Raw genomic sequence first — 16,276 nt, 5'->3', positions numbered from 1 at the left:
AATATTTACTATCCTGTTTGGCTGGCGAATCGACCATTAAAGGCCGCCAAGCACGCAATTACTACATTTTCAGTATAGGAAATGGCAAAAGTATTGTCAAGAAGCCACTTCCGCGCTTCCTTGCGCCTTTCCTTTCTGGTAAATTTTACTTCGCGAACTCCACGGCTCGAGTTTCTCTAATAACCGTTACCTTTACTTCTCCTGGATAGTGTATTTCTGATTCTATTTTATCTGCTATTTCCCGAGCCATTTTTAAGGCAGAAAAGTCATCTATTTGAGTAGGGGTAACAAAAACTCTTAATTCCCTGCCCGCTTGGATAGCATAAGCCTTTTCCACCCCTTTGAAATCAGTCGCAATCTTTTCTAGATTGGCTAGCCTCTTTAAGTAATTCTCTATATTTTCTCTTCTCGCTCCCGGTCTAGCTGCTGACAAAGCGTCAGCCGCGTTCACGAAGTTAGCCTCAAGAATCTCGACAGGGTAATCTTCATGATGAGACTTCATGGCATTAATGATATCTTGGCTAACACCATATTTTTGTAAAATCTTCACGCCCAATTCTAGATGAGCTCCTTCTAGTTCATGGTCCACAGATTTGCCGATATCATGCAAAAGTCCTGCCGTTTTAGCTAATTCCACATTGCCGCCCAGTTCGCTAGCCATCATGCCGGCTAGAATAGCCACTTCAATAGAATGGGTTAAGACATTCTGCCCATAGCTGGTTCTATAATTCAAACGACCCAAGAGATGAACAATTTCTTTAGGCAACCCTACTATACCCACTTCATAACAAGCATCTTCCCCTGCCTTTTTTATTTGCTCATTAATTTCTTCTTTCGCTTCTAATATTTTTTCTTCTATTTTAGCTGGTTGAATTCTGCCATCAGCAATCAATTTTTCCAAGGCCAATTTAGCCAAAGCGCGCCGCACTGGATCAAAAGAAGAAATAGTAATACTGTCAGGTGTTTCGTCTACTATAACATCAACACCGCTCATCTGCTCAAAGTGCCTAATGTTTCTCCCCTCCCTTCCTATAATCTTTCCTTTAATATCCTCGGAGGGAATACTCACAGAAGAAGTGGTTACCTCGCTTACACCAGAACGAGCGTACCTTTGTAAAACAGTGGCAATAATACCAGCGGCTTTAGTATTTAATTCTTCCTCTCTGTCTCTTTCCAATTTTTTAAAACTAGCCGCCAAATCGGTTTCATAATTTTTTTGCACTGCATCAAATAAGGCGGTTTTAGCTTCTTCCTTGTTTAGCCCGGCCACCGCTTCCAACTTAGCCTCTTCTTTCTTCTGCAACTCTTCTATGCTGGTTTTCACTTCCTGCACTTTGGCCAAGTTTGCCTCTAGCTTAGTGGCATTAGCTTCTACCTCATCATTTCTTTTATCAAGCAGCTCTTCTCTTTTAATGAGTTTGTTTTCTAGTTCAATCAGCTGCTTTTTATGGCGGGAGTTTTCCTCCAACGATTGGTCTATCAACTGCTGAGATTTTGTTTTGGCCTCATTGAGAATTTTATTAGCCTCAGCTTTTACTTCTTCTATCTTTTCCTTTAACTTAGCTTCTATAGAATTAGCTTGCTTTCTCGCCAAAACCTGGCGTATTTTGTAGCCCACGCCAATGCCCACCCCTAGTCCTATCAGGGTTAAAATGAAATATAAAATATCCATACTGTGTTAAGATATGGTCCAGAAAAATGCTTCATCCAAGGATAGTCCTTATCTAAGACCAACTACAAAAGGCAAGAACACTGATAGTTCCTTTTTAAGAATTGATTTATTAAGTAAGGTTAAACTATTGAAAGGCAATCTCATATCCGGTAAAAGCAATCTTTTCCTGGCCATTCCGCTATTAATTTATAACCGGCCAATACTTTCGGCCTGGTTTATAGTATACTATATATTTACCTCTTGTCAAAAAGTAAAAATTTGCCAAGCAATTGATTCGTTTTTGAAGAGAAAACAATTTTTTGTTAAAATATAAGCATGATTTCTTCTAAAAAAGTTCTTTTGATAATTTTGGATGGTTGGGGGATAGGTCAAAATAATTTTACCAACCCAATTGCTCAAGCGGGCACTCCTAACTTAGATAAATGGATGAATAACTACCCTATCGGTTCGCTGCAAGCAAGCGGCAATGCAGTCGGTTTGGAATGGCAAGACTTGGGCGGCAGTGAGGTGGGGCATATGACCATTGGCGCCGGTAAGGTAGTCCGACAGTATTCAACTAAAATCAATGCCGATATTCGAAATGGCGAGTTTTTTAAGAATCCTAAATTAATTGAAGCCTATCATAATGCTATTCGCAACCAGGGCAATGTTCACATCTTAGGACTACTAACCTCTACTCCTATTCACGGAGATATAGACCATTTAATAGCTCTGACTAAGACTGCTTTTGATAACGGTATTCAGAAATCCTATTTAGATATTTTCCTCGATGGTCGGGATTCTAGTCCTAATCATGGGCTCATCTTCTTGCGCGAATTAGAAGATAAAATTTCTCCCTATGGAGGTATTATCAATACCATCTGCGGCCGGTTTTTTGCTATGGATAGAGACCAAAATTGGGAGCGCACCAAGCAATGTTACGACAATCTCACTGGCAAAAAAATCAATGCGGTCAAAAATGCCAATGAATATTTGAAATCAGCTTATGAAAAAGGCGTGGGAGACGAGTTTATTGACCCGGTTTCTGTAGAGTCCGACTCTTCCCCGCGTTTTATTGATAATAATGACACCCTTATCTTTGCTAATTTTAGGGAAGATAGAATAAGGCAACTCTTTAGCGCTTTTGCTAGCAATAATTTCAATTATTTTGAAACTAAAAAATTGGTTGGTCTGAGTATTGTGTCTATGGTCAAATATCATCAGGACTTCACTACCCCCTACCTCTATGACCCAGATTTAATTAACAACCCTTTGGCTCGAGTACTCTCCGACAATGGCAAAAGACAAATGCATCTAGCTGAATCAGAAAAATATGCTGCCGTTACCTATTTTTTCAATGGTTTAAAAGAAACTCCCTACCCCAGCGAACATTGGATTATTATCCCCTCCCAAAAAACCAGTCACCCAGAGGAATCACCCGCTCTTTCCATTAACGAAGTCAACGACCGACTCTTTCAAGCTATAGAGGATGGCATCTATGATTTTATTGTAGTGAATTACGCTAATTCTGATTTAGTAGCCCATACCGGTAATTTCCAGGCTGGTTTGGAAGTAGTTAAAATAATGGATGAGAAAGTTAGTCAAACTATTGCCAAGGCTGTCGAAAATAACTACACTGTTATAGTAACGGCTGACCATGGGAACCTAGAGCAAATGATTAATCCCACCACTGGCGAAGTTGATACTCAACACAATTTGAATCAAGTGCCATTCTGGCTTATTGGCGCTGGCTATAAGCTGGCCAGTCCCCGCTTTAGCTCCGAAAGTCAAAATAGACAAAGGCTGGCCATTGGAACATTGGCAGACGTTGCCCCTACTATTTTAGAGATTATGGGCATACCTAAGCCGCCGGAAATGAATGGTCAAAGCCTTTTGCCCATCTTAAAGCGTAATAATAACCAATAAAGACACTATGAAGATTTGGATCCAAAGGATTCTCCTCCAGATTGTTTTAAACACGGCTGCCATTTTGGCCTTAAAATATTTTGGCGTCTTGACATTTCGGGGAGATTTAGTTACATTAGTAAAGCTTAGCGCCATTATCGGGTTGATAAATCTTTTCCTCAAGCCCCTCTTGTCATTTGTTACTAAGCCCTTAATTTGGATTACTTTTGGCTTATTTGCCATAATTTTAAACCTTATCCTTTTAAAAGTAGCTATGGCTTTCGCGCCAGAGCTTACTCTTGCACATGGATTTAGCAGTTTGCTTATTTCGTCTTTAGTGCTAGGTATTGCCAACTCCTTGGCTACAATTAATAAACAAAATTAGTTATGTCTATTATCTCTCTTATCAAAATTGCCCTTATAGTTTTAGGAGTGATTCTTATAATTTTAGTTATCCTGCAACAGGGCGAATCTGGTTTAAGCGAAACCTTTGGCGGTCAAAATAGTTTTCTCACTACTCGTCGTGGCGCAGAAAAATGGATTTTTACGGCTACTATTATTATCGGCCTCATTTTTGTGGGTCTCTGCCTGGCCTTACTTAAAATAAAATAAGCAGTGTTTTATAGTTACTAAATTTTATCGTTATGTCAGCCTTTTCTAAAAAATATTGGCGGCTTTTTTCTTTAAAGGAAAAAGCGGTTTTGCTGTTGCTTACTATTACTACCTTACTGGCAGCTATATTCTTAACCATTAGCCTGTCTAAAAAATATCTCAAAACTTATCCTGCCGTTGGCGGGCAGATGACGGTCGGAATTGTTGGGCAGCCTTTTATCCTTAACCCCATACTCACTCAGGCTAATGAAGCCGATAGCGAATTGGAAGCTCTCATCTATAACGGCTTATTCACTTATGATAATCAGGGAGAATTAAAACCATCTTTAGCGCAAAGCTATAATGTGAGCGATGACGGTAAAACTTATACAGTGATTTTAAACAAGAATGTCTTGTGGCAAGATGGCGCTGATTTTACTGCCGATGACGTTATCTTCACTATTGAATCTATCCAAGACCCTGATTACAACAGTCCTTGGCGCGCCAATTGGTTAGGGGTAGTCGTAGAGAAAATGAATGATAATGTAGTCGTCTTTCATTTAAACGAGCCCTATGTGGGCTTCAAGGATAATTTAACAATGAAAATTGTTCCAGCTCATATTTGGGGACAGATTAATGTCAAAAATATCGCCTTGGCTAAATACAGTTTACAACCAGTCGGCACTGGACCTTATGTTTTTTCCAAGCTAGTGAAAGATAAACTCGGGAATATCATCACCTATGACTTAAAGGCTAACGACCATTATTTCGAAAAGTTACCGAACATTAGTTTTATTACTTATCATTTTTATAAAAATTACAACGAGCTTAAGGATGCTTTTCAGAAGAAAGAGATTTCTTCCTTAGCCAATGTTCCTTATGATTTAAAACCATTATTTAAAAATCGAGAAGCCTATTTGAAGAGTATTGAGTTGCCGCGTTATTATTCTGTTTTTTATAATCTTAAAAGCAATAATGCTTTACTAAGCGCCGCCGATACTCGTCTGGCCTTGAATCTAGCCATCAATAGAGAGGCTATCAATCAAACAATTTTTGGCGGCAGCTTGCTGCCAGCTAACAACCTTATTAGCCAAAGTTTTCTCGGTTATAACACCTCGCCCTCGGTAGACCTCACTTATAATCCCACTAAAAGTCATGAGCTTTTAGCTGAAACCTTCAACTTTAATAGTTCTTCCGTTTGGGAAAGAATTATTAAACAAAAAAAACAACCTACTAAATACGAACCGGTTTCTCTCACTTTAACCGTCGCTGATTTGCCAGAATTAAAAGCAGCTGCCAATGCCATTAAAACCGATTGGGACAGAATCGGTATTCCCACCACTTTGCAAGTAGTCTCTCTGGACGATTTGGAAAATGATATTATTCCCAATAAAAAATATGATGCCCTGCTTTTTGGCGAGTTCTATGGCCAAGAACCAGATCCTTATAATTTTTGGCATACGGGCGGCAGCCTTAACCTGAGCAATTTTAGCAATAAAACTGTGGACGCCCTTTTAGAGGAAATCCAGCTTATTGACGATAGAGCCAAACGCCAAGATGATTTAATAGAACTGCAAAATATTCTTTTGGAAAATAGTCCCTGTTTTACCCTCGGCAACCCCTTGCAATTTTACGCGCTTTCTCCCAGTATTGCTGGCAACACACTTACCACTGGCAATTATTTAGCTGACCGCTACAATAACGTTTCCGATTGGTATATGCATGTTCGCCTGGGCCGCTAAAGTATAGCAGCCCATCATGCCGTCGTGGCGGAATTGGTATACGCGCAGCGTTCAGAACGCTGTGGCCACTGGCCTTGCCGGTTCGAGTCCGGCCGACGGCACCTATTTTTTATTTAAGTAGACAAATGCCGTTCTCTTTATTTTTTATTTTTTAATTTAAAATCCGTTTCCTCTTAAAGAAACGAGATATATTATTATATGTATATGGAAACATCAAAAAATCAGTCTCGAGGAAATTTTCATTCTCGCCGACCAAACTATAAGCACTACCCGCCCAGAAATCCCAAAAGAGGGGCGGAGAATAATGATTCTGTGCCAAAAGTTAAAATCATGAGCCCCAGCCAGCCTATTGCTATGGCTACGCCGACTACGTCTTCAGCGATTGCGCCCAAAAATAATGAGGTGCTAAAAATTATGGCTCTAGGCGGATTTGAAGAAGTGGGCCGCAATATGCTTCTCTTAGAATACCAAAATCAAATTATTATAGTAGATATCGGTCTTCGCTTCCCTGACGAAACTATGCCTGGCATAGATTTCATTGTGCCTAATATTGAATATCTAACCAATAATCCAGAGAAGAAAATTTTGGGCGCGTTTATTACCCATGGACACTACGATCACTTAGGAGCTATCCCCTACCTTATAGATAAATTAGGTTATCCAGTTATTTATACGGCGCCTCTAACCAGAGCTATTATTGCCAGGAGACAAGAAGATTTTCCCAAAGAGAAAAAGCTAGACATTCGCCTAGTAAATCCCGACAGCGATGAAAACATTAATTTAGGCCCCTTCGTAATCCAGCCTTTTCATGTCAATCACAATATTCCCGATGCTTTTGGCCTTTTTGTAAAAACGCCTGTCGGTTCGCTTATTTTAACAGGAGACTTCAAATTTGATTTGCAGCCTATCGGTGATAAGCCCGCAGACCTTAATCACATCGTTCGTCTTGCTGATGGTGGAGTAGATATGCTCCTGATTGATTCTACTAATGCCGAAGTTCCTGGCTACTCGATGTCCGAAAACGTGATTATGGATAACTTAGAAGTCCTCTTTGCTAACGCCAAGGGCAGGATTATCTTAGCTACCTTCTCCTCTCTTATTAGCCGTTTACAGGAAGCCATCATTATCTGCGAAAAACTGGGAAGAAAAGTCGCTATTGAAGGCTATTCCATGAAATTTAATGTGGAAGTCTCTGAAAAATTAGGCTATCTCAAATCCAAAAAAGGCACTATCATTCCTTTAGCCGAAGCCCTGCATCTGCCTCCACAAGAGGTAGCCATTTTATGCACTGGCGCGCAAGGAGAAGATAACGCTACTTTAATGAAGGTGGCTAATCGCGAACACAAATTACTACACATAGAAAAAGGAGACACAGTCATCTTTTCTTCCTCTATCGTTCCTGGCAACGAATTAGCAGTCCAAAACCTCAAAGATACTCTTTTAAAACAAGGGGCGACTGTGTTCCATTACAAAATGTTAGATATTCACGCTAGTGGGCATGCCCAACAGGAAGATTTAAAATTAATGATGAGCTTGACTCACCCTAAATATCTATTGCCTATTCATGGTCATTATTCTATGCGCCGCTCCAACGCTAATCTGGCTATGGACATTGGTATCCCCGAGGAAAATATAGCTATTCCTTCCAACGGCCAAATTGTTGAACTCACTAAAGCAGGCATGACTTTAACAGAAAAATTCGTTCCCGCTAATTACGTTATGATTGATGGTTTAGGGGTAGGCGATGTCGGTGAAGTAGTCTTGCGCGATAGAAACACTATCTCTCAAGACGGTATCTTTGTGGTTATTGCCGTCTTGGGCAAAAATGGCGCGCTGGTATCTGAGCCAGAAATTGTTTCCAGAGGATTTGTTTATATGAAAGAATCGCAAGACTTGCTCAAAGAAGCCAAGGAAAAAACGATTCAAATTATTAAAACTAGTTTGGGTAATGTCAAAGACCCTCGCGTTAATGCCACTTATATTCGTAATAATATTAGGGAAGGTCTGGGCACTTTTCTTTTTAGAAAAACACAGCGGCGTCCAATGGTCTTGCCCATTGTAGTCGAATCCTAACTAAAACCCCATGCTGTACGGCATGGGGTTTTCTATTAGTTTATTTTAAATTTTTATAAGAGAGGCCACTACGATTGTTTCTCCCATTTCTATTTCCGAAGAGGCAAGGGCTTTAGTCAAAGCAGAAAAAATTAATTTCCGCGCTTTGACAGTTTCTCCTATCCATGCAGCATTCTCTCGTAGAATATTATGGATATCAGGATTTTGCGTCGTTAAACTTAATTCAATTATATCTCCTGGTTTGAGGCCGGCTTTTTGTCGTAAATCTTGAATACCTCTCGTAAGGTCTTTCATCAATCCTTCTTTGTAGAGCTCGGGCGTGATAGTGGTATCTAAATTGATATTCAATTTATTAAGACTGCTTTCTTTAAACCCATTGGACGCGCTAAAGTGCGTAACAGTCTTTATTTCTTTAATATTTAATTCATCTTTCAATATCTCCCAAAACTCTTTACCTTTAATATTCTTAGCTGTCGCCGTAGATACCTCCATTATGCCCAACGGCTGGCGGACTTTGATTCCAGAGGTTTGCCTTATCTGTAAGCCCAAACTAGCCAAATCTCTAATAGTAGCCATTTGGCTGAGAAGACTTTTACCTTGGACCGTAAGCTTTTGCTCTTTGGGCCAGCTGCACAGGTGAATACTTTTAGAGATTTTTTGCCCGCCCAATTTTTGCCATAATGTTTCCGCCATGAAAGGCGTAAAGGGTGCAATGATTTTAGCCATCTCCCCCAAAACATAATTCAAGACATTTTCGCTTGCCTGTAATTCTTTTTTTGAAGCAGGCCTTTGAAAAACTATTCGCGAACGGCGCAAGTACCAACGAGAAAGGTCGTCGACAAAATTTTCTAATTCCTTGCTAGCTTCATTAATCTTGTAAGCATCTAATAATTTTTTGACAGTAGCAGAAACTTCGTCTAGACGAATCATAATCCATTGGTCTAATAGCCTTTTAGCTACAGGGCGCTTGGGTAAACGATTTCCCTTGTCAGATTTATACATTTCTGCAAAAAGGTAGACATTCCATAGGGGCATAATAAACCTACGGAAATATTGCAACATATCTTTTTCAGAAAACAGTTTAGATTCATCCGGTGCGTTCACTCTGAAGAAATACCAACGCACTGCGTCAGCGCCGTAGTTATGGAATAAATTCCAGGGGTCAACTATATTGCCTTTAGTTTTGGACATTTTTTCGCCCTTATTGTCCAAGACAAAACCCACAGACACCACATTTTTATAAGCAGGCCCTTTGTCTAATAGGGTAGAAATAGCTAGCAGGGTATAAAACCATCCTCTGGTTTGGTCTGCGGCTTCGCAAATATAATCGGCCGGGAAGCTCTTTTTCTTATCAATTAATTCTTTATTTTCAAAAGGATAATGCCACTGCGCAAAAGGCATAGACCCAGAATCAAACCAAACATCAATAAGGTCGGGAACCCTCTTCATGTTCCCTTTGCATTTAGGACAGCAGAGTTTTATTTCATCAACATAAGGACGGTGCAAATCACATTCTCCCCTTTCGTTCATTGGTAAATGAGCCCAATTTAACTTAACCGTTGCAGCATTTTTAATTTGCTTGACTCTTTGTTTTTGGGTATCCAACAAAGCCATTAAAGGAGATTCATGGGAAATAATCAGGATATTTTTTTGAGGATACTGGGCGAGACTTTCTTTTAGCCCTTTAATCATCCTCGCTTGCAGCTGCGCATAATTCTCGCCACCATTGGCTGTAAAGTCTCTCTCAGCATTATTTTTTTGCAGTTCTGGGCAAAGTTTCGCTTTAATAGGCTGACCATTAAAATTGCCCACATTAATTTCTCTAAAATTGGTATTAAAAATTACAGGCACTTGCAAAACTTCGGCTAAAATTTCAGCTGTTTCTTTGGCCCTCTCTAGGTCAGAGGAAATAATGACGTCAATTTTATTTTTTTGCTGACTGAGTTTTTTTGCCACCGCCCTTACTTCCGATTCCCCCTTAGGAGTTAGGTGAGCCACTTGGATTTCAGGGTAGTTACTAAAATAATGTTTTACATTATTAGCCGCTTCTCCGTGCCTCATCAAAGTAATACTGGCCTGTTCTTGGTTGAGTTGAGATATTTCTTCTAAAGAACCAATGGCTATTTCTTTATGACAATTTTCACATTGCCAAATAGGTAATGGTGTCCCCCAATAACGGCTTCTGGATAGATTCCAATCTCTTACCTCTCTCAACCAGCCTCCAAACCTACCAGTTTTATAAGAAGCTGGAAGCCAATTAATTTTTTGATTATTGGCAAGAAGCTCCTTCTTCTTCCGAGGCATATCAATAAACCAACTTTCATTAGTTCTGTAGATAAGCGGAGTATGGCAACGCCAGCAGAAGGGATATTCATGTACTGTCCCACCCAAATTACCGGTATAAACCAAACCCTTTTCCTTCAGGTCTTTAAGAATGATAGGGTCTGCCTCCTTAAAGAATTTACCAAGGATATTTGGCAAATCTTTTGGAGTTTCTTTAAACTTTCCTTCTCCATCTAAATTAACAATAATAGGCAATCCATGTTTGTTCCCCAGTTTAAAATCATCTTCGCCATAAGAAGGAGCGATATGAACCAGTCCAGTACCATCTGTCTCAGAAATAAAATTACCAGCTAAGACCGTATAGACCTTATTAGTGTCAACCCCAGTCAAAGGATATAGCGGCTCATAATGTAATCCTACTAATTCTTTGCCCATAATTTTTCCTACCAATTTAGGCTTTTCTGCTTGAGAGACATCGGTCGGGGGCAAGTCGTGCAAACTAATGAGCACTTCTCCATTCACTAACCATTCGTTATATTCTAAATTCTCTCCGACGGCCACGGCTAAATTGGCTGGAAGCGTCCAGGGAGTAGTGGTCCAAACTAGCAAAGCTGTTTTATTTTTTATTTTTGTTTGAGGAAAATCTTTTAAATAAAACTTTATAAAAATAGAAGGGTCATGTACAGTCTGATAGCCTTGCGCTAACTCATGGCTCGAAAGGGTGGTGCCACAACGAGGACAATAAGGACCAATTTTATAACCGTGATACATCAGTCCTTTTTCGTAGATACGCTTAAGAATCCACCATTCTGATTCCATATATGGCAGCTCGTAAGTAATATAGGGATGCTCCATATCAACGAAGTACCCCATTCTTTCTGTTAGTTTTTGCCAATCATCCAAATACTTCCAAACGGATTCTTTGGCTTTGGCATTGAAAGCGGCAATCCCATATTTTTCTATATCAGTCTTATTGGTAAAACCTAATTGTTTTTCCACCTCAAGCTCAACTGGCAAACCATGAGTATCCCAACCGGCTTTACGATTGACACGGTAGCCTTCCATTGTTTTAAAGCGACAGATTAAATCCTTAAACGCCCTCGCTTCTACATGGTGTAAGCCCGGTTTGCCATTCGCTGTGGGCGGACCCTCAAAAAAAACAAAAGGTTTCCCATTTTTATTCTGCGCCAATGTTCTCTTAAAAATTTGATTGGTTTTCCAGTAAGTTAAAACAGCTTCTTCTTGCGAAGGGAAGATTGAGCGACTTTCATCTTTATTTTCTGCTGTTTCCGAAAGCGAAGAGTTCATAAAATTTATAAAGTTCTTAAAGTTGATTATAAAGCAATAGCGCAAATATACAGCCGCAAGAGAGAAAGTTTCAAATAAAAAAATATCTGATTGCGTCTGAGCGGCCCCCTTCCTCTGAATGGGGTTTCTGTAAATTACATTTTTTCTGGAACGCTTATGCCCAGTAGGCTCAATCCATGCGTTAAAACCTTTGAGGTGTTAAGGCTTAATGCCAAGCGGCTAGACGCTAGCGGTTTATTAGCAGTTAAAATCTGGCAATTGTTATAAAAATTGTGATAGAGAGCAGCTAATTCCTTCAGGTAAGTAATCAGGTGATTAATTTCTAAGTTTAAAGCCACTTCCTCTAAAATATCCGGATATTCTCCCAATTTCTTGGCCAAGGCCATTTCTTCTTTTTCTATTAAGACTTCCCATTGCAACTTGCCCAATCTCTGTCCGTATTTATTTAGTAGGCTTTTCACCCTAACCACCGCGTATTCTACATAATAGACTGGATTCTCCATGGAATGCTCTTTTGCTTTATCAATATCAAAATTGAAATGAGTATTCGGCGGTTTTTCTAAAAAATAAAAGGCAGAAACGTCATAGCCAACCTCGTCTATAAGGTCTTCTATGGTGTAAGCGTTCCCTGAACGTTTAGACATTTTTACCTCAGCTCCTCCGCTCATTAGCATGACCAGCTGAACCAAAATAATCTCTAGTCTTTGTTGGGGCTTTATCATTTTATCGTTACGCATTTGTTCGACCACCATGAGCATTTTTTGCATGTGCGTATAGTGGTCTGCTCCCCAAATATCTATCACTCTGTCGTAACCGCCTTTTTGAAATTTATAGAGATGGTACGCAATATCTGATAAAAAATATGTCCCCGCGCCCTCAAAACCAGGTTCATGAGGCCTATCTATTACTCTATCCTCACTATCACCAAAAGCTGTTGTTTTTAACCAAGTCAAGTTGTCTTTTTCGTAAGTAAGGTTGCTCTTTTTAAGCCAGGCTCTGGTTTTTTTGAGATAACCATTTTTAATCAAATCACTTTCTTTGGTCCATTTGTCATAATGAATTTTAAATTTTTTGGTTACAGTTTCTTGGATTTTTTTGAGAATAAGCTGGCTAGCTTTATTGCCAATATCCAAAAGCGTATCCTTAGTTTTTACCTCTATTTTTTCTGAGATTTCTTTTAAAAACGCTCCTTGGTAGCATTCTTCTGGCTTAATTTCAGTTGGATAAGACGATAAATCCTTGCCTTGTGCCAGAATAATACTCGCGCCTAGTTTTTCTATTTGATGGCCAATATCATTTACATAATATTCTTTGGTAACCTTGCTGCCCGCCAATTGCAAAATATTAGCAATGGCTAATCCTAAGAACCCTCCTCGTCCGTTTCCCACAGTCAATTCTCCTGTAGGGTTAGCGGAAATGAATTCAATTTGCACTTTATGTCCAATTTCATCCAGAACACTCTTACTAAAACCAGCTTGCCAAAAGTTATTTGGTTGAGTATACAAACTATTCTGTAAGTAAAAAATAAATTTGCGGCTTAAAGTAAAATTAATAAAACCAGGGCGAGAAACCTTTATTGTTTCCACCCAACCATTAATATCATATTTCTTCTTAGCCGATTCAAAATAAGGTAAAAGCTCTTCGGCTACTTCTAGGGGCGTTTGTCTCAATTCTTTAGCTAAAATATAAGCAATATTGGTGTTGTAATCGCCATAATCCTCCAAGCTATTTTTATCTACCTTAAAAAGGATTTCCTTGTGGGAAAACGACTTATTTTTTTCAAAATCGTTGACAGCCCTTATGATTAGACCGCTTAAGTATTTTGTGACTGTTTCTTTCATGAGTTGAATATACCAAAAAAAGGACTATTGGGCAAAACTCAGAGTCTTAAAACAGAAACACCCTGCCGAGAGGTAGGGTGTTCCATGGGAATAAAATTACTTGGTAGCGGCCACTTCTTTGATAATAGCTTCTAACAGTTTAGGTTCTTCTTGGGCCAATTCCGCTAGCACTTTACGGTTCAAGATAACATTCTGTTCTTTCAGCTGATGGATAAACTGGCTGTAAGTTAGACCATTCTCTCGACAGAAGGCATTAATTTGAATCTGCCACTCAGCCCTTTTAGTCCTCTTAACTAATTTCCTGCTGGTATAGGCATGAGTCTGGGCGTGCATAAAGGCCTCCTTAGCGGCACGATAAGTGCTCTTTCTTCTCCAGCGATAACCTTTAGCGGCTTTAATAATCTTCTTTTTTGCCTTATTGGCTTGGACACCGCGTTTTACTCTTGTCATATTCTATCTTAAATAACTTTTATTAATAAATTTAGCATACGTAGGATTAGCTTCTTTTGTCTTTCTCATCGTTCTAATCTTTTTCCCATTTTTAGCCAAACGATTATGACCTATTTTGCTGCTGCGCATAAGAATCTTTTTCCCGCCAGTTATTTTAAAACGTTTTGATAAACTGCTTTGCATATTATTAGATTAAGGTTTTTTAATAGTTATAAAGAATCCGCCTGGCGTACTTTTCATTTCTGAGATTATTTGATAGCCCCCAGGAATCATTTTCAAAAAGTTCTCGAACTTCTGGCCAGCTATATCTTTGTGAGCTTTCTCTCTCGCCCTAAGAATCATAAGCAAATCTACTTTCCTATTTTCAGCCAGAAACTCTGCAGCTTTTTTAGCTTTTATTTCCATATCGTGGACCCCTTCCATAAAGCTAATCTTTATGGTTTTGGGCTCATCACTCTTCTGTTTTGCCTGCTGTTTTTTTAACTCCTTAGCTTTCTGATAAAGGAACTTGCCATAATCACCTAATTTATATATAGGCGGCACAGCCTTGCTAGACACTTCTATTAAATCATAGCCTTCCGCTTCAGCTTTTTTCTGAGCTTCTGAATAACTCATTACCGCAATTTGCTTGTCATCAATGCCGATGAGTCTAACTGTTTCAGGAGGATTAAAATTATTTGGTTTAAACAAGATAATAATTTAATAAAATAAAGCGAAAAACCTAATGGAAATTAGGTATAACCCACTCTGGTTGAAACAAGGGTGGAGATGGCGAGAGTTGAACTCGCGTCTAAAAAACTTCCTCACGATAAAACTACGAATATATCTCGGTTGCTTAAAGATGGTCTTAAACCGAGCTAAAGCGCCATCTTTTTACTACCTAGCTTCATTTGAATTCTGGTAGTCCTAGTTTTCAAATGCCCTAAAGTTAAAAGGTAAAAAATCTATTAGAGATCAACTTCTTACCCCTTGTCGCAGGTGAGCTTACGCAAAAGCGTAGGCAGGAACCAAAGTATTGACAATTGTTGTTTGCCAGAATGATTAACGAGGTAATTTGGCATCCTCGATTCGTTTATCGTCAGAAACATTTCTTATCGAAGCCCGACATCCCCAAGTTAATCCTCCCCTCGGTGGATACGCGCTAAATCATCACGTTTCTTGATAGTTTCTCTCTTGTCATAAGCCTTTTTGCCCTTAGCAAGAGCGATTTCTACCTTCACGAGACCGCGCTTATTATACACTTTCAGGGGTATCAAAGTCAAGCCACTAGCCTTTATTTTAGAAGTTAAATAGTCTATTTCTTTTCGTTTGAGAAGCAATTTAATACTACGAGTTTTAGTCTCTTTTAACGTTTCCTTGGACTGATAAGGCTCAATCAAACAGTTTACCAAGAATAGCTCTTGGCCATGCGGTACCACAAAGGCTCCATTCAAATGGATATGCCCTAATTTCGCTGACTTCGTTTCTCCACCGGTTAAAACCATGCCAGCTTCTAAGGCATCTAAAACCTGATAGTCAAAAGTAGCCTTTTTATTAAAAGCCAGATCCTGAGAAAATAATTTTGACTTTGGTTGCGCCATAAATATAATTTTGCAAGTTCTCGTGTTTTTAAGCCCATAAGGCCGCTTTCGCCCTGGTCTACCTAAGAATGTTATTATGGTGCCCCCAGGAAGAGTTGAACTTCCATCGCAGCCTTCGGGGGGCCGCATTCTATCCATTAAAATATAGGGGCGAGACAATCTTTCGGTATTCTCCTTAAACAATCATAAGGTGTTCTCGTACGATGCAAAGCAAAACCCTAGGAACACGCTGGGATATTAAAGTTGCCCTTAGCCTACCACGCTACCAAGTATATGCGCAATCTCCATAATGGCGCCACCGGCTAAAGCCAAAATTAACACAATTAAGAACCACTTAGGCAAGGGAACAGTATACTCTGGCTCGCGGTTACCTTTCATCCCTTTAGCTTTATAGGCAGTAATAAGAACTAAAATGCCTTCTGCCCCGCCGAGAAGTGCCCCCATAAAACTAATGGCCTGAAGAAAACTAGTTAAACCGGTAAAATACAAAATAAAGGGAGCGAGAAGGATAAGAGCTTGCGCAATCACTCTAGTAAACTTTAGGTCATTCACAAAAAGATGCTTCAGATACATCCCAAAGGTGACATAGGAAGTTGCTACCGCCAGTAAACCCAGGGCGGCGCCAATAATAACAATGGGAGTGCCTAAAGCGCCTACTAAGCCGTTAATAGCAGTATCCGTCGTCTTTAAACCACTCACTCCCACTACGCTTAAAATAAATAAAGCGTAAATAACAACGGGAATAAGCGTACCCCAAATGATTATCTGCTTGTAATTTTTTTTAGGTAATTTATTTATTCTAGCTGTTTGCAAAGATTCCGGCACTGCCGCCAAACCATTTAACGAGTAGAA

At 39.5% G+C, this 16,276-nt stretch carries 13 protein-coding genes, 2 tRNA genes and 1 other RNA gene; 6 read left to right on the top strand and 10 right to left on the bottom strand.

Annotated elements, in window-relative coordinates; translation table 11 throughout:
- Positions 1-145: 145 nt before the first annotated feature.
- The gene (gene rny, locus PK547_00880) at positions 146-1,672 is read right to left on the bottom strand and encodes a ribonuclease Y (GenBank protein ID HPR91276.1); all 1,527 of its coding nucleotides are present in this window, start codon (positions 1,670-1,672) and stop codon (positions 146-148) included.
- A gap of 315 nt (positions 1,673-1,987) precedes the next feature.
- On the opposite strand from rny, the gene gpmI reads away from it, so the two are divergent.
- The 6 genes from gpmI to PK547_00850 all read left to right on the top strand — a co-directional run bounded on the left by gpmI (position 1,988) and on the right by PK547_00850 (position 7,962).
- Complete coding sequence (gene gpmI, locus PK547_00875; protein ID HPR91275.1) at positions 1,988-3,577, top strand: 2,3-bisphosphoglycerate-independent phosphoglycerate mutase; 1,590 nt, start codon at positions 1,988-1,990, stop codon at positions 3,575-3,577.
- A gap of 7 nt (positions 3,578-3,584) precedes the next feature.
- A complete protein-coding gene (locus tag PK547_00870) occupies positions 3,585-3,941 on the top strand; it encodes a phage holin family protein (protein ID HPR91274.1) in 357 nt (118 codons plus the stop codon).
- Positions 3,942-3,943: 2 nt separating this feature from the next.
- On the top strand, positions 3,944-4,168 hold the full coding sequence (gene secG, locus PK547_00865; protein ID HPR91273.1) for a preprotein translocase subunit SecG: 225 nt from the start codon (positions 3,944-3,946) through the stop codon (positions 4,166-4,168).
- Positions 4,169-4,200: 32 nt separating this feature from the next.
- Positions 4,201-5,889 (top strand): ABC transporter substrate-binding protein, encoded by a 1,689-nt coding sequence (locus tag PK547_00860; protein ID HPR91272.1) that lies wholly within the window; start codon positions 4,201-4,203, stop codon positions 5,887-5,889.
- Positions 5,890-5,907: 18 nt separating this feature from the next.
- A tRNA-Leu gene (locus tag PK547_00855) sits at positions 5,908-5,990 on the top strand.
- A gap of 103 nt (positions 5,991-6,093) precedes the next feature.
- The gene (locus PK547_00850) at positions 6,094-7,962 is read left to right on the top strand and encodes a ribonuclease J (protein ID HPR91271.1); all 1,869 of its coding nucleotides are present in this window, start codon (positions 6,094-6,096) and stop codon (positions 7,960-7,962) included.
- A gap of 45 nt (positions 7,963-8,007) precedes the next feature.
- Here PK547_00850 and PK547_00845 read toward each other — a convergent pair whose 3' ends face one another.
- The 9 genes from PK547_00845 to PK547_00805 form a co-directional block, all read right to left on the bottom strand.
- The gene (locus PK547_00845; GenBank protein HPR91270.1) at positions 8,008-11,553 is read right to left on the bottom strand and encodes a class I tRNA ligase family protein; all 3,546 of its coding nucleotides are present in this window, start codon (positions 11,551-11,553) and stop codon (positions 8,008-8,010) included.
- Between the two features lie 134 nt (positions 11,554-11,687).
- On the bottom strand, positions 11,688-13,394 hold the full coding sequence (gene argS, locus PK547_00840; GenBank protein ID HPR91269.1) for an arginine--tRNA ligase: 1,707 nt from the start codon (positions 13,392-13,394) through the stop codon (positions 11,688-11,690).
- Positions 13,395-13,490: 96 nt separating this feature from the next.
- Entirely contained in the window at positions 13,491-13,844 is a 354-nt protein-coding gene (gene rplT / locus PK547_00835; protein ID HPR91268.1) for a 50S ribosomal protein L20, read from the bottom strand.
- Positions 13,845-13,847: 3 nt separating this feature from the next.
- Positions 13,848-14,027 carry a hypothetical protein gene (locus PK547_00830; GenBank protein HPR91267.1) on the bottom strand — a complete coding sequence of 60 codons (180 nt, stop codon included), beginning with the start codon at positions 14,025-14,027 and terminating at the stop codon, positions 13,848-13,850.
- Positions 14,028-14,036: 9 nt separating this feature from the next.
- Positions 14,037-14,534, bottom strand: a complete 498-nt coding sequence (infC, locus tag PK547_00825) for a translation initiation factor IF-3 (GenBank protein ID HPR91266.1) — start codon at positions 14,532-14,534, stop codon at positions 14,037-14,039.
- 70 nt (positions 14,535-14,604) lie between these two features.
- Positions 14,605-14,956: a transfer-messenger RNA gene (gene ssrA, locus PK547_00820) on the bottom strand.
- Between the two features lie 3 nt (positions 14,957-14,959).
- Positions 14,960-15,424: an SsrA-binding protein SmpB gene (smpB, locus tag PK547_00815; GenBank protein HPR91265.1), complete on the bottom strand. Its 465-nt coding sequence runs from the start codon at positions 15,422-15,424 to the stop codon at positions 14,960-14,962.
- 77 nt (positions 15,425-15,501) lie between these two features.
- Positions 15,502-15,576, bottom strand: a tRNA-Arg gene (locus PK547_00810).
- Positions 15,577-15,673: 97 nt separating this feature from the next.
- On the bottom strand, positions 15,674-16,276 hold a 603-nt coding region (locus PK547_00805), incomplete at its 5' end, for a hypothetical protein (protein ID HPR91264.1).

Source organism: Candidatus Paceibacterota bacterium (assembly GCA_035404205.1).
In the GTDB taxonomy this organism is placed as follows: Bacteria; Patescibacteriota; Minisyncoccia; order UBA6257; family JAVHQB01; genus JAVHQB01.
This window is presented reverse-complemented; position numbering and strand designations above follow the sequence as displayed.